Source organism: Actinomycetospora sp. ABD4_176, from assembly GCF_056311855.1.
This window is the reverse complement of the sequence record NZ_CM149974.1, coordinates 4,909,702-4,931,607: the sequence shown is the minus strand read 5'-3', so window position 1 is coordinate 4,931,607 and position 21,906 is coordinate 4,909,702. Positions and strand designations below refer to the sequence as shown.

Below are 21,906 nucleotides of genomic sequence, written 5' to 3'. Positions count from 1 at the left end.
GGTATCGGCACGCTCAGCGCTTGCGCGTCCCGGGCATGCGGGCGAGGACGGGCCCGGCGAGGTCGCGCAGCCGGGCGCGCAGCTCGGGCGAGAGGCCGTCGGTGGCGCGCCGCACGCCGGCGTCGACCTGGGCGAGCAGGCGGGTGGGGTCGAGCGCGCCGGCGACGACGAGGGTCTCGACCGCGCGCTCGTCGGTGGCGAAGCGGGCCTTGTAGGTCTCGTCGCCGAGCAGCAGGTCGTACTCGTCGGCGCCCTCCTCGATGGCCTCGCGCACGGTGTGGGCCATGAGCACCAGCCCGACGCTGCGCTCCGCCCACGCCGGGTCGAAGCCCGCCTGGAAGTAGGCGTAGCGCCCGCCGATCCGCCAGGCGTAGAGCGCCGCGACGGCACCCCCGTCGATCTCCAGGAAGGACATCCGCAGCCAGCCCCGCTCCAGCGCGGCGGCGGCGAAGTCCTCGTGGAAGGCGCGCACGGTGGGGCTGGTGATCGTCGACCCGCCCTCGCGCTCGTCCCACCGCAGGGCGTGCAGCCGGAAGAACTCGCCGACGTCGCCGACGACCTCGCCGGGCGACGACGTCGCGCGCACCTTCGCGCCCAGGCCGTCGACCAGCGCGCGCTCCTTGCGCCGCACCTGCTGGCGGAAGTTGCGGCTGCGGGCGCCGAGGAACGTGTCCCAGGTGTGCCCGGTCAGCGGGACGTAGGGCATGACGCCGCCGCGCAGCCGCGTCGCCGCGGAACGGGTGTGGAGCCGCCCGCGCAGGCCCTCGCCCAGCGCCGGGATCCAGGCGGCGCCGGCGTCGACGTTGTGCAGCACCACGGCCTCGCGGCCCAGCGCCCCGGCGGCCGCCCGGGCCACCTCGGCCTCGCGGCCCGCCGCGGCGACGGGGGCGAAGCGGTCGCCCACGTTCGCGCCGGCGAAGCGCACCGTGCGCCCGGAGCGGCAGAGCGGCAGCAGCCCGGCGAGGCGCCCGTCGGCGTCGCGGACCCGCACCACGAACGGGGGAGCCTCGGTGCCGTAGTGGCGGGCGTAGGCGCCGTACCACTCGGGGGACACGAACGCGTTGCCCGCGGCCTCGGCCAGGGCGCGCCACTCGTCGACCAGCCCGGGCTCGTCGGCGGGATCGGCGAGGACCTCCACATCGGGCACGGCAGGCACGTCACGGCTCACCCGCCCGAGGCTAACGGTCCGGTCTCGCCCCCATCCGGGGCCAACCTCGCGGCCTCCCGGACGTCCTCCGTATCGGTGAGTGGATCCTCAGCGTCGTGTCCCGGCGCACTGCCCGACGGCGGTGTGGCCGAGAGCCGTCGGTACCGTGACCGGGACCCGGCGTGCGGTCCCGCTCCCCACTCGACCGCCGCGACCCCGACCCTTCTGCGAGGACTCCCTGCGATGAAGGTCAGTGTCTTCGGTCTCGGCTACGTCGGCACGGTGAGTGCGGCATGCCTGGCCACGGAAGGGCACGACGTCGTCGGTGTCGACGTCAACCCCGCCAAGCTCGCGATGATCGGCGAGGGGCGCACGCCCGTGGTGGAGGAGCGCATCGGTGACATCGTCACCGAGGTCGTCGCCGCCGGGCGCCTCACCGTCACCGACGACGTGACGACGGCGATCCACGGCACCGAGCTCTCGCTGGTGTGCGTGGGCACCCCCTCGGCGCCCAACGGCAGCCTCGACACCACCTACCTCCAGCGCGCCGCCCGCGAGATCGGCGAGGCGCTGGCCTCGCGCGACCCGGAGGCCGGCCGGCACACGGTGGTCTTCCGGTCGACGATGCTGCCGGGCACCTGCCTGGGCGTGCTGGTCCCGCTGCTCGAGGAGGCCTCGGGCCTCGTCGCCGGCCAGGACTTCGGCGTCGCGGTGAACCCGGAGTTCCTGCGCGAGGGCTCCAGCGTCAAGGACTTCTACGACCCGCCCAAGACCGTGGTCGGCGAGTTCGACCCGGCCAGCGGCGACGCGGTCCTCGCGCTCTACGCCGGCCTCGGCGCCCCGGAGTTCCGGGTCGAGCCGCCGGTGGCGGAGATGACCAAGTACGTGGACAACACCTTCCACGGCCTCAAGATCGGCTTCGCGAACGAGATCGGGGCGCTGGCCCGCGAGCTCGGCGTCGACTCCCACGACGTCATGGAGATCTTCCTCTCCGACACGAAGCTGAACATCAGCCCGGCCTACCTGCGCCCGGGCTTCGCGTTCGGCGGCTCGTGCCTGCCCAAGGACCTCCGCGGCCTGGTGCACGCCGCGCGCCGCCACGACGTGCGCGTGCCGATCCTGGAGAACGTGCTGCCGTCCAACGACGAGCACATCCAGCGCGCGTTCGAGCACGTCGCCGCCACCGGGAAGCGGCGGGTCGGCGTCTTCGGCCTCGCGTTCAAGGGCGGCACCGACGACCTGCGGGAGAGCCCGCTGGTCGAGCTCTGCGAGCGGATGCTCGGCAAGGGCTTCGACCTGCGCATCTACGACCCCGCCGTCGTCGAGTCGGCGCTGCTCGGGGCGAACCGGGCCTTCATCGAGGCCCGCCTCCCGCACCTGCGCGACCTGCTCGTCGACAGCGTCGCCGAGGTCGTCGACCACGCCGAGGTGCTGGTCGTGGGCAAGGCGGACGACGACGTCCGCGCCGCCCTCGGCGACGGCACGCATGTGCCCGTGATCGACCTCGTCCGGCTGCCCGACGCGGCGTCGCGTCGGCGACAGGAGGGATATGTCGGCCTTGCCTGGTAGAGCCCTGATCGTCGTCGAGAACCTCTCGGTCCCCTTCGACCGGCGGGTCTGGCAGGAGTGCCAGACCCTCACCGGGCACGGGTGGGAGGTCGAGGTGATCTGCCCGCAGGGCACGAAGCGGGACACCGAGACCGAGGTCGTCATCGAGGGGGTGCGGATCGACCGCTACCCGCTCGAGGCCGCGACCGGGGGGCCGCAGGGCTACCTCAAGGAGTACGGCACCGCCCTCTGGCACACCAACCGGCTCATCAGGCGCATCCAGAAGCGCGCGCCGGTCGACGTCGTGCACCTGTGCAACCCGCCGGACCTGCTGTTCCTGCCCGCGCTGCGGGCCAAGGCGCGCGGCGCGCGGGTCATCTTCGACCAGCACGACCTCGTCCCCGAGCTCTACCTCTCGCGCTTCCGCGAGAAGAAGGACTCGATGTACTGGGGCATGCGGCTGCTCGAGTGGGCGACCTACCGCACCGCGGACACGGTCATCGCCACCAACGAGAGCTACCGGGCCGTCGCCACCGGCCGCGGGCGCGTGCCCGTCGAGGACACCTTCGTGGTGCGCAGCGCGCCCGCGATCGAGCGCTTCCGGCTCGGCGAGCCCGAGCCGGCGCTGTCGCGGGGCAAGGAGCACCTGCTCTGCTACCTCGGCGTCATGGGTCCCCAGGACGGGGTCGACTACGCGATCCGCGCGCTCGCGCAGCTCGCCGAGCGCCGCGACGACTGGCACGCGGTCTTCATGGGCACCGGCGACGCCTTCGACGACGTCGTCGCCCTGTCGCACGCCCACGGGCTCGACGACCGCGTGACCTTCACCGGCCGCATCTCCGACTCCGAGGTGCTGCGTCACCTGTCCACCGCGTCGGTCTGCCTCGCGCCGGACCCGCGCAACCCGCTCAACGACGTGTCCACCATGAACAAGATCATGGAGTACATGGCGATGGGGCGGCCGGTGGTGTCGTTCGACCTGGTCGAGGCCCGTGTCTCGGCCGGGGAGGCGGCGGTCTACGCCCGCCCCAACGACGTCGGCGAGTTCGCGGGCCTCGTGTCCGAGCTGCTCGACGACCCCCGTCGTCGGCGGGCGATGGGCGAGATCGGCATGGAGCGCGTCTCCGGGCCGCTCTCCTGGACGAACTCCGAGAAGGAACTGCTGGCGGCCTACGAGTCGGCCACGCAGGGACGCTGAGGGACCCGCAGCGATGACCCGCGCCATCGGCCCCGCCCCCGGGTGGACCGGCGAGCGCAGCACGGCGGTCGCCCCGCACCACCACAGTAGGATGCCCACCGGCGTCCCCCGGGGGCGACACGCCGACGATCGGACGAAAGGCACGTCATGAGCCCGCTCCAGATCCAGTGGGATCGCATCCGCCGGCGCTGGGTGCTGATCCTCGTCATCGGCATCGTGGCAGCGGTCGGCTCCCTGGGAGCCTCGCTCCTGCAGGGGTCGACCTACACCGGCCGGTCGGCGCTGACCATCGTCTCGCAGGACCGCGCCCCCGAGCAGGACACCGTCCTCGCCCAGGGCTACGCCGACTACTTCAACCAGGCGTCGTCGCAGCAGCAGCTGCGCCAGACGGCCGGCGTCCCCGACTCGGTCGCGCTCAACGCCCGCATCGCCGCGGCGAGCCCGATCGTCTACATCGAGGCCGTCGCCGACAGCCCCGAGGTCGCCTCCGACTCGGCGACGAGGATGGCCGTCACGCTGCGGGACGACGTCAACACCAGCCTCAGCGGCGGCGAGGCCCAGCGGCAGCAGGTCGAGACGCTCACCCAGCAGCGTGACGCCGCGCGCGCCGCCGGCAACACCTCCGAGGCCAACCGGCTGCAGGACCAGATCGACGACCTGAGCAGCACCACCAACCAGCTGCAGGACCTCCAGCTCAACGCCGGTGTCGTCTCCAACCCGACCAACGCGGGCCGCAACGCCGGCGCCGCCCTGGTCGGTGGCCTGCTCCTCGGCGCCCTGCTCGCCATGGCGCTCGGGCGCTTCGAGAACCGCATCGTGACGCCGAGCGAGGTCCGCGACCGCCTGGGCCTGCAGGTCCTCGCGGTGGTCGGCGGCAAGCGCCGCTCCGGCGAGAACGCCCGCAACGAGATGCTGCGGGCGCTCATGGGCCTGACGAACGCCCACGGCATGCCGGTCCCGGGCTCGCTCGCGATCACCGGCCCGAGCACCGCCCGCGCCTCCAAGACGCGGGTCGCGGTGGCCCTCGCCGGGCTGCGCGCCCTACAGGGCCAGACCACCCTGCTGGTGCAGGCCGACCTCGAGAGCGACGCCGGCGGCTCGTCGGAGCTCGCGTCGATGTCCGGTGTCGCCGACTTCCTCGCCGAGCGCGGCGACAGCCGCATCGACGGCAAGGTGTTCTCGAACGGGCGCGCGCTGCTCGTCTCGCCGCGGGGCAGCAAGCGCGACGACCTGTTCGCGCTGTTCTCCCGCTCGCACGTCTCGCGCCTGCTCGCGCAGGGCCGGATGCTCGCCGACCTCGTGATCGTCGACGCCCCGCCCGCCGAGAGCGTCGAGGGCCAGGTCGTGTGCTCGGCCGCCGACCGCGCGCTGCTCATCGTCGAGGAGGGCCAGACCCGCTCGCGCGACGCCTCCGCGGCGCTCGACGCGCTGGCCCGCTCCGGCGGCACCGCGCTCGGCGTGGTGCTGGTGCGCAACCCCGGCCAGCTCGCCGACCCCGGCTTCCTCGCCGAGCGCTCCTGGACCCCGGCGCGCCTGCCGGCCGGCCCGCCCGTGCCCCCGGCCCCCGGCGGCGGTCCCGGTGGCCCCGGTGGTCAGGGCGGTCAGGGCGGTCAGGGCGGCCCCGGTGCTCAGGGCGGCCCCGGTGGTCAGGCCCCTGGCGGCGCCCCGGCCCGTCCGGCGCAGGTCCCGCCGGCCGACCGCACCGCCCCGATCTCGCGCGAGAAGCTCGAGGAGGCCCGCGCGGCGATGGGCGCCGGCGGCGCGGCGGGTGCTGTGGCCGGTTCCGCGGCCGGTGCTGCGCCCGGTGCCGCCTCCGGCGCCGCGGGGAGCTCCGACGGCGCCAACGGCGCGCCGGTGAACGGCGTCGCCAAGCCCACCAACGGCAGCCCCACCAACGGGAACGCGGCGCGCGGTGGCGCGTCCTCGGCGTCCTCCGGGTCCCCCGCGTCCCCTGCGTCCGCGGGGTCGGGCCAGCCCGCCAACGGCACCCCGCGGCGCGACGACCCGTCGGCGCGCCCCGGCGCGAAGCCCTCGCCCGGCGGCGCGCCGCAGGGCGGGTCGGCCGCCAAGCCGTCCCCCGGCGCGAAGCCCTCGCCCGGCGGCGCGCCGCAGGGCGGCGGGTCGGGCAGCAAGCCGCCCGCGGGCGGCGGCGGCGGGCAGCCGGGCCCGGCCGGTCAGGCCGGTCAGGCCGGTCAGGGTGGGCCCACCGCGCAGGCCGGTGCCGCCGGCGCCGCCGCGGCCGGTGCCGCCGGCGCGTCGGCCGCGAAGCCGGGCGCCAAGCCGACCGGGAACGCGCCCCAGCCCACCGGGAACGCGCCCAAGCCCACCGGCAGCGCGCCCCAGCCCGGCGCGGCCTCGGCACCCGGTGCGCCCTCGGGCCCGGGTGCGCCCGGCGGTCCCGCCGGTGAGGCGCCCGGGGTGAGCGTGCACACCCGCCGCAGCGCGGGGGCCAAGCCGTCCCCGAGCCCGAAGCCCAACCCGGGCAGCGGCCCCAAGCCGACCGGCCCGCAGCCCGGCGGCCCGTCGGCCGGTCCCTCGGCCGGTCCCTCGTCCCCGGCCCGCCCGGGCGGTGGCCAGGGCGGGGCGTCGCCCGCGGGCAAGGACGGCGCCCCGGCCTCGCCGAGCTCGCCCCCCGGCGCCAAGCGCGTCGGCACCGCGCGGTTCTCGCGCAGCGCCGCCCCGACGAGCTCGGGCACCGGCGCGGCGAGCAAGGACGGCGGCGCGTCGGAGGCCAGCCACGGCAACCTGTCGGCGCCCACGGTGACGATGCGCACCGAGAAGTAGCCGACGCCCCGGCACGAACGACGACGGCGGGAGGGCCCTGGTGGCCCTCCCGCCGTCGTCGTCCCGGGGCGTGTCAGGCCGTGCCGAGCACGCCGCGCATCCACGCCGCCTGGGCGGCCAGGCCCTCCTCGAGCGACACGGCGGGCCGCCAGCCGAGGACCTCGGCCGCGCGGGAGGCGTCGCCGCCGGTGCGGAAGACGTCGCCGGCGGTCCGGTCGTGGCGCACGATCCGCAGCTCCCGGCCGACGACCCGCTCGAGCACCGCCAGCGCCTCGTTCAGCGAGACGCTGCTGCCGCCCGAGATGTTGAGGACCGTGCCGGGCGGGCTCGGCCGGTCGGCGGCCAGCAGGTTCGCCTCGACGATGTCGTCGACGAAGGTGAAGTCGCGGACCTGCTCGCCCGTGCCGAAGACGGTGATGGGCTCGCCCAGCAGGCCCGCGCGCACGAACCGCGTGAACGCCATGTCGGGACGCTGGCGCGGGCCGTAGACGGTGAAGTAGCGCAGCGACACCGTCGGTACCCCGAAGTTCGACGCGTAGAGCGTGCAGAGGTGCTCCGCGGCGAGCTTCGTGACGCCGTACGGGCTGACCGGGCGCGGGAGGTCGGTCTCCAGCGTCGGGTAGCGCTCCGCGTCGCCGTAGACCGACGACGAGCTGGCGTAGACGAACCGCTGCAGCGTGTCCGACGCCCGCGCGACCTCGAGCAGGCGCTGGGTGAGCTCCACGTTGTTGCGGGTGTAGACCGCGAACTCCTCGCCCCAGCTGCTGCGCACGCCGGGCTGGCCGGCCTGGTGGACGACGTGGGTGACGCCGTCGAGCAGGGCGGGCAGGTCGGTGGCGGTCAGGTCGGCCTCGACGAACCGGAAGGAGCCGCCCTCGATCGTCGCGAGGTTGTCCTTCTTCTGCGTCGTGTCGTAGTAGTCGGTGAAGCAGTCGACGCCCACCGTCTCGACCCCGGCGGCGGCGAGCCGGCGGCAGATCGTGCTGCCGACGAAGCCCGCCGCCCCCGTGACGAGATACCTGTCGGTCATGTCTTCTCCCCCGTGGACGGCGGTGCGGGCACGACCCATCGAACCCGGTCGTCCCGGGGGCGCCCGCGACGGCCCCGTCCGCCCCGCTCGCGCAGCCCGATATCCTGGTCCGGCGTGTTCCCGGCGCCCGCCCGCGGTGCCGGTCGACGACTGCCGACGAGAGGGCGCCGATGACCCCGACCCCGGGTGCTGCGGCGGCGACGCCGGGTGAGCGACGGTGAGCCTGCTCCCCGGTGGCGTGCGCGACCGGTCCCGCAGCGAGTACGTGATCGGCGCGATCGTCGTCGTGGTCGTCGCCGCCGTGGCCTTCACCTCGCCGGGCGACGCGGGCATCCTGCTCGCCGCGATCGGCGTGGGCGCGGCGGTGTTCGCGCTGGCCCTCAACAACCCGCTGATCGCGCTCCTGCTGGTGGTGCTGGCGAGCTTCGGCCGCACCGCGCAGAAGGAGTTCGTGTCGGCCGAGGGGCTGGCGCCGCTGTTCTACGCCATGGTCCTCGCCCTCGCCCTGGCGGTCGCCCGGCGCACCAAGGAGATGCCGCGCCTCGGCACCGTCGAGTGGCTGATGACGACCTACCTGGTCTGGAACATCGTCTCGGCGCTCATCCCCCGCGAGCTCGACGCCGTCGATCCGGTGACGGGCGCGTCGTCCGAGGTCTACCGCTGGATCTTCAGCGGCACGATCCTGCCGTTCGTCACCTACGTCGTGGCGAAGTCGGTGCTCGACTCCGAGAAGGCCGTGCGCTGGCTGCTCTGGACGACAGTCGCCATCGCGACCTACTCGGCGTGGGTCAGCATCCTGCCGTTCTACGGGCCCGAGCGGCTCGTGTGGCCGCGCTACATCGTCGAGAACCCGGGCTGGGAGGGCCGCGCGGTCGGCGTCTTCAACCAGCCCGTCGTCAACGGGCTGCTGCTCGTCATCGGGTTCCTGGTCTGCATCTTCCTCGCCACGCGTCCGGGCACCGCCAAGCGCACGCGGTGGCTGCTCTACGCGCTGACGGTCCCGATGGCGGCGGGGGTCTACCTGACCCACACCCGCTCGGCGCTGCTCTCCCTCGTCGTCGCCCTGCTCGTCGGGGCGGTCCTCGCGAAGGGCTGGCGCCGGCCGTTCGTCGTCTACCTGGCGCTCGGTGCGGCCGGCGTGGCCGCCAACGCCGGGACCTTCTTCTCCTCGGAGCGCTCCGAGGGCGGCATCGGCTCGTCGAGCGAGATCTACGACCGCCTGAACATGATGGCGACGGCGTTCAAGGCCATCTACGAGCACCCGCTGCTCGGGATCGGCATCGCGCGGTTCCGCAGCTACAACACCTTCGAGCACGTCGCCTGGTCGCAGGACGTCGCGTGGGAGCGCGGCCGGGGGCTGATCTCCCACGAGAACGAGCTGGGCATCGGCGCCGAGCTCGGCATCCCCGGGCTGCTGCTGTGGCTGGCCGTGCTCGTCGGCGTCTTCTACCTGCTCCACCGGGCGCTGCGCGAGCTGCCGGAGGGCACGTTCCTCGGTCGCCCGCTGGCGGTCGTCGGCTTCACCGCGATGGTCATCCTCGTCGTCAACGGCGTGACGGTGGACCTGCGCATCCTCGACTTCGCCGGGCTCATCTGCTTCCTCTACGCCGGCATGGTCGTGGGCCAGCTCGAACGCTTCCGCGACACCCGCCCCGCACCCCGCCCGGGCACGCCCGGCGCGGGCCTGCCCGGCGGGATGTCGCCGGCGGACCAGGTCGCGTGGGCCGAGGAGGGCCGCGCGCGGGAGACCGGCAGAGACGCCGTCCCCGCCGGCGCGCCGATCATCACCGGCCGGCCCCTGGGTGCGCGGTGACCCGCGCCCCGCGGACCCTCTGGGTCTCGACGAGCACCACCACGCAGGGCGGGATCGCGACGTGCGTCCGCACGCTCGCCGCGACCGGGCTGTGGGCGCGGTGGGGCGTCCGGCACGTCGCCACCCACCGCGACGGCAGCGCGGTCGCGAAGGCGGCGACGTTCGCCACCGGCCTCGCGCGCGTGCTCGTCGAGCTGGTCGCGCGCCGTCCCGACCTGGTGCACGTGCACATGTCGGCCGCGGGCAGCTTCGTGCGCAAGGCCGTCGTCTGCTGGGCCGCGTACGCGCTGCGGGTGCCCGTCGTGCTCCACGTGCACAGCGGGCGGTTCCACCTGTTCCACGACCGCGCGCCCACCCCCGTGCAGCGGGTCGTCCGGGCCACGCTGACCCGCGCGGACGTCGTCGTCGCCCTCGGCGGGCTGATGCGCGAGCGGCTGGCGCGGATCGCTCCCGACGCCGTCCTGACGTCGCTGCCCAACCCGGTGCCCGCGGCCCCGGTGACCCGGCGCGCTCCGGACGCGGCGCCCCACGTCGTCTTCCTCGGCCGCATCTGGGCCAAGAAGGGCGCGTTCGACCTGCTCGAGGCGTGGGCGAAGGTCGTCGGCGGCACCGCGACCGGCGCGCCGGGCCCCCGCCTCACCCTCGCCGGCGACGGCGAGCACGACCGGGCCCGTGCCCTCGCCGACGAGCTCGGCGTCGTCGGGTCGGTCACCGTGCACGACTGGCTCTCCGGCGACGAGGTCGCCGCGCTGCTCGCCGACGCCGACGTCCTCGCGCTGCCCTCGGAGAACGAGGGCCAGCCGATGGTCGTGCTCGAGGCCATGTCGCGGGGCGTCGCGGTGCTGGCGACCGAGGTCGGCGGCATCCCCGAGCTCGTCGCGTCGGGCACCGAGGGCCTGCTGGTCCCGCCGCACGACGTCCCCGCGCTCGCCGACGCACTGGGCGAGCTCCTCGCCGATCCCGGGCGGCGCCGCGCCCTCGGGGAGGCGGCGCTGGCCCGCGCCCGCTCCGAGTTCCTCGCCGAGGCGGTCGCCGAGCGGATCGAGGAGCTGTACCACGACGTGCTCTCCCGCCGCCACCCGGCCGCGCCCGGGTCCGACCCCGCGGCGTCGGTACCGTCCGTGACCGTGACGGACCCCGACACCCGCACCGGCTCGTGAGGCGCCCCCGCCGACCCGTGACGGCGGAGGGGCCGCTGCGGGTCATGTTCGTCGTCCCCACGCTCGCCGTGGGCGGCGCCGAGCGCCACGCCGCCACCCTGCTCACCTCGATGGACCCCGACCGTGTGCGCGGCTCGGTGGTCTGCCTCCAGGACCGCGGCCGCCTCGGCGCCAACTGGGCGCGCATCGAGGCCGCCGACGTGCCCCGCACCGAGCTGAAGCGGGGCAAGCGCGACGTCGTGGGCATGGTCCGCGGGCTGGTGCACGAGATGCGCCGCCAGCGGCCCGACATCGTCGTGCTGCGCGGGTTCAACGCCGAGGTCCTCGGCCGCGTCGCCGGCATCCTCACGAGGGTGCCGCGGATCCTGGTGTGGGTCCGCAACTGCGGCGACGTCGTCCCGGCCGGGCGCGGGCGGCGCTGGGTCAACAAGCAGCTCGCCCGCACCGCCGACGAGGTCTACGGCGTCGCCTGGGGCCAGCTGCCCTACATCACCGGCGAGCTCGGCTACGACGCCCGCAAGCTGCGCATCGTCTACAACGGCATCGACCCGACGTGGATGGCGGCCGCCGGCGACGACCCCGCCGCCACGCGCCGCGAGCTCGGGCTCACCGACGAGCACACCGTCATCGGCACCGTCGCGGTGATGCGCCAGGAGAAGGACCACCCGACGCTCCTGCGCGCCTTCCGCCGCGTCGTCGACCAGCGCCCGGACGCGCGCCTGCTGCTCGTCGGTGACGGCCCGGAGCGGGCGAACCTCGAGGCGCTCATCGACGAGCTCGACCTCACCGAGCACGTGCTGCTGCTCGGCCACCAGGACGACCCGCGCCGCCTGCACCGGGTGTTCGACATCTTCACCCTGAGCTCGCGCACGGTGGAGGCCTGCCCGAACTCGCTGCTCGAGGCCATGAGCGCCGGCAGGCCCGCGGTGTGCACCGCGGTCGGCGGCGTGCCGGAGATGATCGTCGACGGGGTCACCGGCCGCGTCGTGCCCGCCGAGGACCCGGCCGCGCTGGCGGCGGGGTTCCTCGAGCTGCTCGCCGACCCCGCGGCCGCCCGCGAGATGGGCGCGGCCGCACGCCGCCGGGTCGACGAGGTGTTCACGCTCGAGCGGTCGGTCGCCGAGGCGCAGAACGCGTTCGAGGAGACCGCCGGCCGCGAGGCCCGCACCCCGGTGCTGCCGCGCCGCGACGAGGACGCCCCCGAGCTCGCCTGGCCGGGCCCGCGCACCGACGTCATCGACCGCCGGCCCCTGCACGTCACCCTCGTGCTCGACCTCGCCGCGCACGGCGGCGCCGAGACGGTGCTGCGCAACACCTTCGCCCACCTCGACCCGGACCGGGTCGTCACCGACGTCGTCTGCCTGCGCGAGGAGGGCCCGCTGGCGGGCGACTTCCGTGCCGGCGGCGTGCCGGTCACGGTGCTCGAGCGCTCGGGCCGCTTCGACCCCTCGACGCTCCCGCGCCTGGTGCGCCACCTGCGCCGGGTCCGCACCGACGTCGTGCTCGTCGCCAACTACCACAAGGCGGCGCTGCTGTTCGGGCGTCTGGCCGCGGTGCTGGCCGGCGGCCCGGTCTCGGTGGTCGCCGCGCACAACATGGACCGGACGGTCGTCGGCAGCCGCGTGCTGCCGCGCTGGGCGGTCAACACGCTCTTCCTGTCCCGGGGGCTCGCCCTGCTCTCGCCGTCGCAGGGCCGCTACCTGCACGACGAGGAGGGCGTGAACCGCGGGCCGCTCAGCCGCGTCCGCGAGTACCTGGTGCCCAACGGGATCGTCGTGCCGCCGCTGCGCACCGACGCCGACCGGGCGTCCGCGCGCGCCGAGCTGGGCGTCGACGACGGGCACGTGGTCGTCGTGGTCCTGGCCCGGCTGACGCCGGCGAAGGCCCACCACGTGCTCTTCGAGGCCGTCGCCGACCTCCACGACCCCCGCCTGCACGTCGCCGTCGTGGGCGACGGCCCGCGGCGCGCGGAGCTCGAGGGGATCGTCGCGTCGCGGGACCTGGAGCGGGCGGTGACGTTCCTCGGCCAGCGCCGCGACGTCGTGCGCCTGCTCGCCGGCGCGGACGTGTTCGCGCTGTCCTCCGACCACGAGGGCGTGCCGATCTCGATCATGGAGGCGATGGCCCAGGGGCTGCCGGTGGTCTCCACCGACGTCGGCGCCGTGGCCGACCTGGTCGCCGACGGCGAGGAGGGCTACCTCGTGGAGCGCGGCGACGCCGCGGCCCTCGGCGCCCGCCTGCGCAAGCTCGCCGACGACCCGGACCTGCGCCGCGAGATGGGCGAGCGGGCCCGGGCGCGGGCCCGGCGCGACTTCACCATCGAGGGGACGGCCGAGGCGTTCACGCGGCTCGCCGAGTCGGTCACCGGCCGGGACGATGCGACCGCCCGCTGACCCCGGTCAGGGTGCGGTGACCCGCAGCCCGTCCTGCATCACCCACGTGGCCGGGCCCGTGTCGCGGTAGACGCCCTGCTTGAGGTAGTTCTCGTCGTCCTTCATCGCCGCGCGGTTGTAGCGGGGCACGGTCTGGCGCCCGTTCTCCCAGCCCTCGACGAACCCCTTGTCGCGGTCGCGCGAGAACTTGACGTGCAGGACGTAGTCGACCCACTCGCCGGGCCGGACCTTGCCCAGGGAGCGCCGGGGCTCGCTCTTGAGCCCGTCCCCGCCGATCATGACGTCGCCGTTGCGCTCGATGTTGATGGCCAGCGGCGGCGAGCCCGACGAGCTGTGCCACTGCAGGACGATGAACCAGACCCCGCGCGGGTTCTCGAAGTCCTCGGGGAACTTCATCGACCACTCGTACCACCGCTCGTCGCCCTCGTGGACCAGCGCGCCGGCCGCGTTGGACTGGACCTCCGAGCGCTCCTTCCCGCCGAACGGCGGGATGTCGCCGGGGCGGATGTTGAACCTCGCCGCGTAGCGGCCCTGGCGCGCGTCCGGGGCGGGGACGATCCGCATCTGGTCGTTGCCGGCGCCGATGGTCCGGCAGCGCTTGTTGAGGTTCTTGGCCTGGCAGGTCGTCCACTGGGAGAAGTCGCCGGTCTCGAAGTCGCCGACGAAGAGCTCGCGGCTGCCGACGGGCACGCGGGTGGGCGCGGCGCTGGCCGCGGTCTCCGCCGTCGCACCCGCCGCGGCCCCGGCCGTCCTCTCCTCGAGGGCCGGGGCGGCCCCGCCGACCCCGGTGCCGAGCGCCAGCCCGGCACCGAGGACCGCGCCGACCACCGCTCGGCGCTGGGCCCCCCGCACACCCCGCGCACCCCGCGCACCCCACGACGCCCCGCGACCGTTCGTCCGCATGCCGACCCCTGCTCCTGCCGTTCGTCGAACCGGATCGACCGTGCGCCGTAAGGACGCTGTGCTTGTCGACCGTTTGCCGCAGTGATTCGACCACTCGTCGTGACAGGAGACAACGACACGGACTGATGAGACTGATGTGGCGCATGTGGTGACATCCTCGGTCGCTGCAGCGGCGCCACCTGGGCGGGCCCGGGGGTCGTCCGGACGCCCCGTACAGTCGGCCCATGGCCCGCCCCGGAGCGCCGACCCGCTCCGCCCTGACCTGGTACGCGCGGCGGCTCCGCTCGATGAGCCCGCAGGAGGTCGCGCACCGCGCGGCCACCGTCGGCGGCTCGGTCGCCCGGCGCGTCACCGGCGACGCCGAGCCCACCGACGCCCGGCTGCTCGGCACCGACGCGATCGACTGGGCGGCGCGACGCGAGGACTTCCGGGCCGGCACGGGACGGCCGGTGCTCCTCGACCGGACGACCGCGACGGCGATGGCCGCCGAGCACCCGGAGGCGACCGCGGCCCTCGTCGCGGCGGCCGACCGGGTGCTCGAGCACCGCTTCACCTACTTCGCGCACCCCGAGGCGCGCTACGACGGCCCGATCGACTGGTGGCTCGACCCGCTGGCCGGGTTCCGCTGGCCCGACCGCCCGGCCGACGAGATCAACCACCGCAGCGGGCACGGCGACCCGAAGTGGATCTGGGAGCTCAACCGCCTGCAGCACCTCCCGTGGCTCGCGCAGGCCTGGCTGGTCACCGGCGACGACCGCTACGGGCGCGAGGCGCTCGACCAGCTCGACTCCTGGATCGCGGCGAACCCGCCCGGGCGCGGCATCGCCTGGCGCGGCGCCTTCGAGGCCGGCGTGCGGGCCCTGTCGGTGACCGTCGCGCTCCAGGGCCTCGCCGACCACCCGGACCTCGACGCCGACCGCTACCGCGACGCGGTGCGGATGCTCGCCGCCGGGGCCCGGCGCTGCTGGCGCGACCGCTCGCGGCACAGCTCGGCGAACAACCACCTCGTCGGCGAGCTCGCGGGCCTCGCCGCGGTCGCGATGACCTTCCCCGAGCTCGCCCGCGCCCGCCGGTGGGAGCGCGACGCGATGGCCGCGCTCGCCGTCGAGGCCCGGCGCCAGGTCCTCCCCGACGGCGTCGGCGCCGAGCAGGCCGTCGGCTACCAGGTCTTCACCGCCGAGCTCCTCGGCGTCGTCGCCCTGCTGCGGCGCCTGCGTCCCGGCCACACCCCGACCGCCGACGACGCGGCCCTGCTCGCCGCCGTCGGGCGCTCCGCGGGGCACCTCGCGGACCTCGTCGGCGACGACGACCCGGTGCCGCGCACCGGCGACGACGACGAGGGCTTCGCGCTGCGCCTGGACCCGGCGCCGGTCCGGGAGGTCCGCGAGCACCTCGCGCTCGCGGCCGTGCTCACCGGCGAGCCCGCCGCCCGCCGCTGCGGGCGCGAGGACCTCACGTCCGCCTGGGTGGCGGCGCGCCTGGGTGCCGGCACGGACGTTCCCGACGTCCCCGGGGAGCCGCGCTCGGCGTACGCCCGCGACGGCGGGGTCGTCGTCCTGCGCGACGGCGCCCGGCGCGTCCTCGTCGACGTGGGCCCGCTCGGCTACCTGTCGATCGCCGCGCACGGGCACGCGGACGCGCTGGCGGTCGGGCTCGCGGTCGACGGGCACGACCTCGTCGGCGACCCGGGCACCGGCAGCTACTTCGCCCACCCCGCGTGGCGCACCGCGCACCGCAGCACCCGGGCGCACGCGACGGTCGCCGTCGACGACCTCGACCAGTCGGTGAGCGGCGGCCCGTTCCTGTGGACCGAGCACGCGCGCACCTCGGTGCGCGAGGTCGACCTCGCAGCCGGGCGCGTGGACGCCGAGCACGACGGCTACCGGCGCCTCGCCGACCCCGTCACCCACCGCCGACTGGTCGAGGCGCCGCCGGGCGAGGACGCGCTGCTGGTGGTGGACGTGCTCACCGCCCGGCGCACCCCGCACCGCGCCCGCACCACCTGGCCGCTGCACCCCGACCTGACCCCCGACGGGCACCACGACGGCGTCCTCGCGCGCCGCGACGGCACCCCCGTCCTGCGCCTGCTCACCGCCGCCTCCGAGCCGGCCACGCCGTGGCGGCTGCGCGGCGGCGACCCCGGCGCCGGCGAGCTCGGCTGGTGGTCCGGACGGCTCGAGGGGCGGGACCCCTGCTGGTTCCTCGGCGACGAGGTCTGGCTGCGCCCGGGGAGCCCCTGCGTGGTGGCCACCCTGCTGCTCACCGGCCCCGCGGTGACGGGCGTGACCGCGCCGCTCGACGTCGCGACGAGCGGGGACACCGTCACCGTGACCTGGGCCGGGACCGGCGGGCCGCGCCGGACCGTCCTCCGGCCGGACCGCGAGGTGTCCCACCTCGCCGACCCCGCACCGCCACCGGACCGGACACGCGGGGAAACGCGACTACGATGAGCGGTCGACCCCCGACGGGACGGGACCACCCGTCGTCCTCCAGCGGTTGGGATCGATGACGCGACGACCAGACGGCCCGGATCCGGCCGGGTCCGGACCCGGTCGGCGCTCCGACGACCCTGCAGGAGGGCCGCCGGCGCTGGACACCGCGCAGCTCCAGCCGGGGGAACCCGCGGGTGACCGGCCGGGCGCCGAGGTCGAGCCCGAGCCCACGCCGAAGGTCAGCGACGACGAGCACAACCCGAACCTCTCGGGCCTCGGCAAGACGCTGCGCCGCGGCGCGACGATCTCGGCGGCGATGCTCTTCGTCACCCAGGTCATCTCGCTCGCGCAGACGGTCGTCGTCGCGCGCCTGCTGTCCCCGGCCGAGATCGGTGTCTTCACGCTCGGCACGCTCTTCGCCAACTTCATGACCGCCCTGGCCGGCGGGGGCATGAAGGCCGCGCTCATCCAGCGCGAGCACGACATCGAGGAAGCCGCCAACACGGCGTTCTGGGCGAGCGTCGCCACCGGCGTGATCATGTCGACCGGCGCCCTGCTCGCGTCGCCGCTGCTCGGGATGTTCTTCGACGACCAGCTGGTCGGGCTCATCGCCGCCGTGACCTCGGGCACCCTGCTCGTCCACGCGCTGCTCAACGTGCCCGAGGCGCTGATGCAGCGGCGCTTCAACTTCAAGCGCAAGCTCATCGTCGACCCCCTGACCGCCGGCTCGTTCGCCGTCGTCACGGTGACCGCCTGCGCGATGGGCTTCGGCGTGTGGGGCATGGTCACCGGCCTCTACGCCTCGCAGATCGCGACCCTCATCGCGTCCTGGACGCTCGCGGGCTGGCGCCCGGGCAAGGCGAAGTTCGTCTTCAAGACCTGGCGCGAGATGGCGCGGTTCTCGTTCCCGCTCATCGTGCAGGGCGTCACCGGCAACTTCCGCGAGATCGCCCAGCAGGCGATCGTCGGGCGCGCGCTGGACATCCCCACCGCCGGGCAGTACCGCTACGGGCGCCGCATCGGCACCCTGCCCGGGCAGGCGATCATCCAGGTCGCCTCGTACGTCCTCTTCCCCGCGTTCGCCCGCATCTCCAGCGACGCGGTGCGCTTCAAGCGCGGCTTCCTGCGCGCCCTGCGCCTGCTGTGGACCGCGACGGTGCCCCTCGCCGCGCTGCTCGTCGTCATCGGCGGCCCCGCGATCGTCGTGCTGCTGGGTGAGCGCTGGGCGCCCGCCGGCGTCTTCGTCGCCGCCATGGCCGGGTTCGGCCCGGGCACCGCGCTCAACGCGGTCGGCATGGAGTCGATCAAGGGGGCGGGCAAGAGCCGCCTCCTGCACTGGATCACCGGCACGTCGCTCGTCATCGGCATCGGCGCGCTGATCCTGCTGCTGCCCTTCGGCCTGCTCGGCGTCGGCCTCGCCGCCTCGATCGACGGGCTGGTCGCCGGTCTCGTGACGATGGCGCTCGCGGCGCCGCTGGTGGGCCTGCGCTGGCGCGAGCTCGCGAAGGTCATGGTGCCGCCGGTGCTCGCCGCCGCCATCGCGGGCGCCGCGACCTGGGCGCTCGAGCACCTGGTCCTCGACTCCGACTCGCGCGGGATCGTCCTCGGCCTGCTCTTCCTCCTCGCCGACTTCCTGCTCTTCGTCACCATCTACCTCGGCACCCTCGCGCTGGTCGCGCCGGCGACGATCGTCGAGCTGCGCGACCTCGTGCAGAAGTTCCTCCGTCGCCGCCGCGGCGGCGGGGAGGCCGGGGTCGCGGCCACCGAGGGCCCCGACGGGCCGGACCAGGACCCGGCGTCCCGGCGCGGCGAGGACGACCTCCTCGACGCGCCGACGGTCATCCTCGGGCTGCGCTACGACCCGCTCACCCAGCAGATCGTTCCGGTCGACGTGCGCCGCGCCGGCGCCCCGAGCCCGGGGCCACCGGCCCGCCCGCCGGCGTCCCCGCAGGCCCCCGCCGGCCCGGACACCCACGCCCCGACGGCCCAGCTCCGGCCGGTCGCGCGCTCGGTGCCGCCGCCGCACATCGACCCGCCGACCACGGCCATCCGGCCGGTCGCGCGCCCCTCCGGCCCGTCCCCCTCGTCGCCCGAGGCACCCGAGACGCACGGGCAGCCCGAGGCGCACGAGGCGCCCGACCCGCTGCACGCGCCGACCACCCAGGTCCCGGCCGACGCCGGCCGGAACGGGACCACCCACGGCTCCTCGCACGGGAACGGCCACGGGCCGTCGAACGGCCACGGCGCTGCCGACGGCCACGGCTCCCACGGCTCGCACGGCTCGAACGGCGCCACGGGCAACGGCTCCACCGGCAACGGCTCCACGGGCAACGGCGCCACCGGCGGCCGCCCGCGCGACCGGGAGGAACAGGGTGAGCAGGGCGAGCAGGGCGAGCAGGGCGAGCGGGCCCGCCGGGTCGTCACGATGACCGAGGTGCGCAAGCCGTCGGAGTGAGCCGCCCTGCCCGGCCGCCCGCCCTCTCCGCCCGCTCCGTCCCGTCCGCCGTCAGCAGCCCTGCGGCGCCCCGCCGGTGCCGTCGGCGAACGGGCCGGCGCAGGCGGCCCGCCGGGGCGTCCCCAGCGACCCGCCGCCCGGGGTCTCCCGCGCGCTGTTGGTGACGACGTGCAGCGACCGGAACAGGCGCAGCATCTCCGCCGACCCGATGCTCGGCACCTCCCGCTCGGCGCCCGCCTGCACCGACAGCGAGTTGGTGCTCGGCCCGCCGGTCTTGTCGACCACGTAGGCGCCGTAGTCGCGCATCGCCGTCGCCAGCTTGCGGACGTCGGGCGAGGTGAAGCGGCCGAGGTCGACGTCGGGCGGCAGCGCCATGAGCGTGCCCATCTTCACCTGCGGGTCGCTGCCCCGGTACACCTCCTCGAAGTCGCGGTCGGCCTTCGACGCCGGCCAGCGGAACCCGCCGTCCTGGCGGCTGCACGACAGCTCGCAGTTCAGGCTGATCTTCAGCGCGTGGGTGATCGGCCCGGACGCCCGCATCTCCCCCACCCGCAGCGTGCCGCCGATGCCCGACAGGTTCGACCCCCCATGGCAGCCCGCGATCCCCGGCCCGCGCAGCGACAGCGGGTCCCAGGTGTGCTCGTAGGACGGGTCACCGCCCGCCTCCAGGCGCAGCGGCTGCCCCTGCACGACGGTCGCGCGGTCCGGGGAGTCGACGAGGAACGTGGCGCAGTGGTTGTACGACCCGTCGGCGGTCAGGTCCGGGTCGACGTGCACCCGGTAGTCCCGCCCGCCGTGGTCGAGGGTGCGCACCGGGAAGGACGGATCGACGCTGATGTCCTCGATGTCGAGGTAGGTCTTGCGCGCCCGCGTGTCGAACGGCTGGTAGCGCGCGGACGCCGCGAGCGGCAGGTTCCACGGCGAGTCCCACGCGAAGGGCGCCCGGTGGAGGTCACGCGGGGCGCGCTCCGTCTCCGGGCTCGTCGGGAGCGCCGTCGCCGGCACGGCGAGCCCCACCAGCGCGACCACCACCAGCACGAGCACACCCCGGCCGCGACCGCGACCCCGGCCCCAGCCCCGCCGCCGTCCGCGTCCCCACCAGCGCATCACCGTGACCGCTCCCCGCATCGTGACCATCAGTGCGATCGCTCGTCCGATCGAGCGCACCGCTGAGCGACGCGAGACAACCACTCGGCGCAGTTGTCCGACAACTACCGAGACGGATGAGATGGATGAGAAACGTGTGACGCGTGGGGCAGAACCGAACGGGTCAGTCTTCCCGCGGCGGGATCACCCGGACGCCGGGGTCGACGACGACCCAACGACCCCCGCCCGCCTCCACTGCGGGCAGGCGGGTGCGCATCTCGTCGAGCAGGTCGGTGACGAAGAGGACGACCTCGTCCGGCGAGCGCCGCTCGACCTCCTCGGGCCCGACGATCGGCACGGCGACGCCGGGGACGCGCCGGCCCCACTTGCCCGGCGAGCCGTCGGCGACCGCCGGCAGGAGCTCGGGCCCGACGCCCGCGCGGTTGAGCAGCGGCACCGCGCGCGACGCGGCGGCGTAGCCGAGGACGGTGCGGCCGGCCTCGCGCCGGCCGGCGAGGTGCTCGCGCAGGGTGTCGGCGCTGGCGGCCGCGGCCGCCTCGAGCCCGCCGACCACGGCCGGGTCGCGCACGCCGACACGCTCCTCGCGATCGGTCTGGACGCGCACCGAGACGTCGTCGCGCGGGCCCGCCACGCCGCGGCGCCGGGCCGCGAGCAGCACCGTGCCGCCGTAGAGGTCGAACAGGAGGGCGTGAGTGACCTCGAAGCCCACCTCGGCGAGCATCGCGGTGAGCACGGGCGTCGAGTAGTAGGCGAAGTGCCCGTGGCGCAGCGCGTTCCAGCCGCCGTCGCCGACGATGGCGGCGAGCGTGTGGAACTGGACCACGAGCACGCCCTCGGGGGCCACGGCCCCGGCGCGCACGGCGAGGCCGGCGCGCTGGTCCTCCTCGTGCATCAGGCCGAAGCAGTCGACGACCACGTCGGCCGGCTGCCCGGGCGCCGCCTCGGCGAGCCCGGCGCCCGCGAGCAGGTCGAGCCAGGAGCCGCCGTGCGGGCTGCCGAACTCGGTCACCGTGCCGCCGCCCGCCGGCAGGAGGCCCGCGGCCTCGACCCGGGCGACGGCGTCGCGCGCCTGGTCGACGAGCGCCTGCGGCTCGGCGCCGCGCGGCTCGTCGGGCGTCGTCGGGTCCTCGGCGAGCTGGGCGAGCCCGCAGGCGCGGCAGAGCCACATGCGCAGCGGGTGCACCGGGTCCGGGCCCGGGTCGTCGGCCGCCGGGAAGAGGTCCGCGGGCGGCTGGTCGCCGAGGTCGAGGACGACGTCGCCCTCCCCCGACCCGCACCACCGGCAGGTCGGGTCGGCGCGGTGGGTGTCGGACATCGGGGTGGCCACGGTGCCTCTTCTATCCGGGTGCCCGCCGGCGCCCGCGCGCGGGGTGGGAAGGTGCGGCGGTGGAGGTCATCACGAGCACGATCGACGGGGTCCTGCTGTTCGTCCCCACCCCCCACCGCGACGACCGGGGGCTGTTCGTCCGCACCTTCGACACCGCGATCGCGCGCGAGCACGGCGTGGACCTCGGCCCCGAGGCCCAGGACAGCCAGTCGCGCTCGCGGCAGGGGACGATCCGCGGGATGCACGGCCGGCGCGGGCGGGGCGAGGCGAAGCTGGTGCGCGTCGCCCACGGCGCGGTCCAGGACGTCCTCGTCGACGCGCGCCCCGACTCCCCGACGTTCGGCACGGTCGCCTCCTACCGCCTCGACGACGAGGAGTTCCGGCACCTCTACGTCCCGCGCGGGCTGCTGCACGGTTTCCAGGCGCTCACCGGGGTCGCCGACGTCTGCTACCGCATCGACCGCCCCCACGCGCCCGGCGAGGACGTCGCCGTCGCCCACGACGACCCGGATCTCGCCATCTCGTGGCCCCTCCCGGTCACCGCGATCTCGGAGCGCGACCGCACAGCGGGTACATGGCGCGACCTGATCGAGGCGACGTGATCACTCG

The 21,906-nt window shown here is 75.5% G+C and carries 14 protein-coding genes; 9 read left to right on the top strand and 5 right to left on the bottom strand.

Annotation, left to right across the window (positions count from 1 at the left end):
* Nucleotides 1-13 precede the first annotated feature (13 nt).
* On the bottom strand, nt 14-1,168 hold the full coding sequence (locus tag ACYX4T_RS23860) for a GNAT family N-acetyltransferase (RefSeq protein WP_476011698.1): 1,155 nt from the start codon (nt 1,166-1,168) through the stop codon (nt 14-16).
* A gap of 222 nt (nt 1,169-1,390) precedes the next feature.
* Between ACYX4T_RS23860 and ACYX4T_RS23855 the strand changes: the two genes are divergently transcribed.
* The 3 genes from ACYX4T_RS23855 to ACYX4T_RS23845 all read left to right on the top strand — a co-directional run bounded on the left by ACYX4T_RS23855 (nt 1,391) and on the right by ACYX4T_RS23845 (nt 6,677).
* Complete coding sequence (locus ACYX4T_RS23855) at nt 1,391-2,716, top strand: nucleotide sugar dehydrogenase (protein WP_476011697.1); 1,326 nt, start codon at nt 1,391-1,393, stop codon at nt 2,714-2,716.
* On the top strand, nt 2,697-3,893 hold the full coding sequence (locus tag ACYX4T_RS23850) for a glycosyltransferase family 4 protein (RefSeq protein ID WP_476011696.1): 1,197 nt from the start codon (nt 2,697-2,699) through the stop codon (nt 3,891-3,893). The genes ACYX4T_RS23855 and ACYX4T_RS23850 overlap by 20 nt, the downstream gene beginning before the upstream one ends.
* A gap of 147 nt (nt 3,894-4,040) precedes the next feature.
* Nucleotides 4,041-6,677, top strand: coding sequence for a hypothetical protein (locus ACYX4T_RS23845; protein WP_476011695.1), 2,637 nt, complete (start codon nt 4,041-4,043; stop codon nt 6,675-6,677).
* A 73-nt stretch (nt 6,678-6,750) separates the two neighbouring features.
* Here the strand turns inward: ACYX4T_RS23845 and ACYX4T_RS23840 are convergent, their stop codons facing one another.
* Nucleotides 6,751-7,707 (bottom strand): NAD-dependent epimerase/dehydratase family protein, encoded by a 957-nt coding sequence (locus ACYX4T_RS23840; RefSeq protein WP_476011694.1) that lies wholly within the window; start codon nt 7,705-7,707, stop codon nt 6,751-6,753.
* Nucleotides 7,708-7,924: 217 nt separating this feature from the next.
* On the opposite strand from ACYX4T_RS23840, the gene ACYX4T_RS23835 reads away from it, so the two are divergent.
* From ACYX4T_RS23835 to ACYX4T_RS23825, 3 genes are read left to right on the top strand one after another with little or no spacing between them, the layout of a single operon-like run.
* Nucleotides 7,925-9,520, top strand: a complete 1,596-nt coding sequence (locus tag ACYX4T_RS23835; RefSeq protein WP_476011693.1) for an O-antigen ligase family protein — start codon at nt 7,925-7,927, stop codon at nt 9,518-9,520.
* Complete coding sequence (locus tag ACYX4T_RS23830) at nt 9,517-10,680, top strand: glycosyltransferase family 4 protein (protein WP_476011692.1); 1,164 nt, start codon at nt 9,517-9,519, stop codon at nt 10,678-10,680. The genes ACYX4T_RS23835 and ACYX4T_RS23830 overlap by 4 nt, the downstream gene beginning before the upstream one ends.
* Before the next feature lie 17 nt (nt 10,681-10,697).
* Nucleotides 10,698-13,073, top strand: coding sequence for a glycosyltransferase (locus ACYX4T_RS23825; protein WP_476011691.1), 2,376 nt, complete (start codon nt 10,698-10,700; stop codon nt 13,071-13,073).
* Between the two features lie 6 nt (nt 13,074-13,079).
* On the opposite strand, the gene ACYX4T_RS23820 is transcribed toward ACYX4T_RS23825, so the two are convergent.
* On the bottom strand, nt 13,080-13,976 hold the full coding sequence (locus tag ACYX4T_RS23820) for a polysaccharide lyase family 20 protein (RefSeq protein ID WP_476011690.1): 897 nt from the start codon (nt 13,974-13,976) through the stop codon (nt 13,080-13,082).
* A gap of 224 nt (nt 13,977-14,200) precedes the next feature.
* Here ACYX4T_RS23820 and ACYX4T_RS23815 point away from each other — a divergent pair, with 224 nt between their 5' ends.
* Complete coding sequence (locus ACYX4T_RS23815; protein WP_476011689.1) at nt 14,201-16,426, top strand: heparinase II/III family protein; 2,226 nt, start codon at nt 14,201-14,203, stop codon at nt 16,424-16,426.
* A gap of 55 nt (nt 16,427-16,481) precedes the next feature.
* Nucleotides 16,482-18,863 (top strand): oligosaccharide flippase family protein, encoded by a 2,382-nt coding sequence (locus ACYX4T_RS23810; RefSeq protein WP_476011688.1) that lies wholly within the window; start codon nt 16,482-16,484, stop codon nt 18,861-18,863.
* A gap of 51 nt (nt 18,864-18,914) precedes the next feature.
* Here ACYX4T_RS23810 and ACYX4T_RS23805 read toward each other — a convergent pair whose 3' ends face one another.
* Both ACYX4T_RS23805 and ACYX4T_RS23800 read right to left on the bottom strand, forming a co-directional pair.
* Nucleotides 18,915-19,901 (bottom strand): hypothetical protein, encoded by a 987-nt coding sequence (locus ACYX4T_RS23805; RefSeq protein ID WP_476011687.1) that lies wholly within the window; start codon nt 19,899-19,901, stop codon nt 18,915-18,917.
* A gap of 232 nt (nt 19,902-20,133) precedes the next feature.
* Nucleotides 20,134-21,297, bottom strand: a complete 1,164-nt coding sequence (locus ACYX4T_RS23800) for a class I SAM-dependent methyltransferase (RefSeq protein ID WP_476011686.1) — start codon at nt 21,295-21,297, stop codon at nt 20,134-20,136.
* 59 nt (nt 21,298-21,356) lie between these two features.
* On the opposite strand from ACYX4T_RS23800, the gene ACYX4T_RS23795 reads away from it, so the two are divergent.
* The gene (locus ACYX4T_RS23795; RefSeq protein ID WP_476011685.1) at nt 21,357-21,899 is read left to right on the top strand and encodes a dTDP-4-dehydrorhamnose 3,5-epimerase family protein; all 543 of its coding nucleotides are present in this window, start codon (nt 21,357-21,359) and stop codon (nt 21,897-21,899) included.
* Nucleotides 21,900-21,906 lie beyond the last annotated feature (7 nt).